The organism is Arthrobacter sp. MDT2-3 (assembly GCF_059090465.1).
Genome location: NZ_JBNHFS010000015.1, coordinates 1 through 2375, shown reverse-complemented (window position 1 = coordinate 2375; position 2375 = coordinate 1). Strand labels below are relative to the sequence as shown.

The window sequence follows — 2375 nt, the reverse complement described above, 5'->3', positions numbered from 1 at the left end:
ACACATGGAACGGTTTAGCCTGATCCGCGTTCGCTCGCCACTACTAACGGAATCACTATTGTTTTCTCTTCCTGCGGGTACTGAGATGTTTCACTTCCCCGCGTTCCCTCCACGCACCCTATGTGTTCAGATGCGGGTCACCAGATCACTCGCGCGTCTGGCGGGGTTTCCCCATTCGGACACCCTGGGATCACAGTCCGGTTATCGACTCCCCCAGGCTTATCGCAGATTCCTACGTCCTTCTTCGGCTCCTAATGCCAAGGCATCCACCGTGTGCTCTTAAAAACTTGACCACAAAAGATCAAAAAACTACTTCACGAGAGAACCACGAAAACCAACCACACCCAACAACCACTCCCCAAAGGAAGCCATCATCACGCGCAGCCAGATCCAGGTTCATATTCTTGGAAATTGCTTCTTATAAAAGATGCTCGCGTCCACTATGTAGTTCTCAAACAACAACCCCAAACCACACACCCCACACACACCCCAAAAGAGAGGCAACCATGCGATCGGTGCAGCCAGGAAACCAGAAACAAACACGCACCAGACCCGCCGCAGCCAAAAACCACGACAAACCCGGCCCTGTTGCCTCAGGACCCAACAGTGTGCCAAACACTAAACCACCCAAACCCCCACCCCACCGTTCCAGGACACATAAAGCATCCGTACTGGGCAGAGAAGAAACCAGGCGACCGCTATTCGTTGATATTCCACCCTTGAGCACCCGCCGCAGAACAAACGTCTGCGCAACGGGCATATACTCCTGACAAACATTCCCCCCCGTCATTCAACGGGCGGATGTCTGTAGGTGCTCCTTAGAAAGGAGGTGATCCAGCCGCACCTTCCGGTACGGCTACCTTGTTACGACTTAGTCCCAATCGCCAGTCCCACCTTCGACAGCTCCCTCCCACAAGGGGTTAGGCCACCGGCTTCGGGTGTTACCAACTTTCGTGACTTGACGGGCGGTGTGTACAAGGCCCGGGAACGTATTCACCGCAGCGTTGCTGATCTGCGATTACTAGCGACTCCGACTTCATGGGGTCGAGTTGCAGACCCCAATCCGAACTGAGACCGGCTTTTTGGGATTAGCTCCACCTCACAGTATCGCAACCCTTTGTACCGGCCATTGTAGCATGCGTGAAGCCCAAGACATAAGGGGCATGATGATTTGACGTCGTCCCCACCTTCCTCCGAGTTGACCCCGGCAGTCTCCTATGAGTCCCCACCATCACGTGCTGGCAACATAGAACGAGGGTTGCGCTCGTTGCGGGACTTAACCCAACATCTCACGACACGAGCTGACGACAACCATGCACCACCTGTAAACCGACCGCAAGCGGGGGACCTGTTTCCAGGTCTTACCGGTTCATGTCAAGCCTTGGTAAGGTTCTTCGCGTTGCATCGAATTAATCCGCATGCTCCGCCGCTTGTGCGGGCCCCCGTCAATTCCTTTGAGTTTTAGCCTTGCGGCCGTACTCCCCAGGCGGGGCACTTAATGCGTTAGCTACGGCGCGGAAAACGTGGAATGTCCCCCACACCTAGTGCCCAACGTTTACGGCATGGACTACCAGGGTATCTAATCCTGTTCGCTCCCCATGCTTTCGCTCCTCAGCGTCAGTTAATGCCCAGAGACCTGCCTTCGCCATCGGTGTTCCTCCTGATATCTGCGCATTTCACCGCTACACCAGGAATTCCAGTCTCCCCTACATCACTCTAGTCTGCCCGTACCCACCGCAGATCCGGAGTTGAGCCCCGGACTTTCACGGCAGACGCGACAAACCGCCTACGAGCTCTTTACGCCCAATAATTCCGGATAACGCTTGCGCCCTACGTATTACCGCGGCTGCTGGCACGTAGTTAGCCGGCGCTTCTTCTGCAGGTACCGTCACTTTCGCTTCTTCCCTACTGAAAGAGGTTTACAACCCGAAGGCCGTCATCCCTCACGCGGCGTCGCTGCATCAGGCTTGCGCCCATTGTGCAATATTCCCCACTGCTGCCTCCCGTAGGAGTCTGGGCCGTGTCTCAGTCCCAGTGTGGCCGGTCACCCTCTCAGGCCGGCTACCCGTCGTCGCCTTGGTAAGCCATTACCTCACCAACAAGCTGATAGGCCGCGAGTCCATCCAAAACCACAATAAAGCTTTCCACCCCCCACCATGCGATGAGGAGTCATATCCGGTATTAGACCCAGTTTCCCAGGCTTATCCCAGAGTTAAGGGCAGGTTACTCACGTGTTACTCACCCGTTCGCCACTAATCCCCCCAGCAAGCTGGGGATCATCGTTCGACTTGCATGTGTTAAGCACGCCGCCAGCGTTCATCCTGAGCCAGGATCAAACTCTCCGTTGAAGTAAAACAAAACGAACACAACATGCA

At 55.2% G+C, this 2375-nt stretch carries 2 rRNA genes; both read right to left on the bottom strand.

Going from position 1 to position 2375, the window contains the following annotated elements:
- Positions 1-293: ribosomal RNA gene (locus AC5RUQ_RS20915) — 23S ribosomal RNA — on the bottom strand; the annotation flags it as partial.
- A 529-nt stretch (positions 294-822) separates the two neighbouring features.
- Positions 823-2348 (bottom strand): 16S ribosomal RNA (locus tag AC5RUQ_RS20910).
- Positions 2349-2375 lie beyond the last annotated feature (27 nt).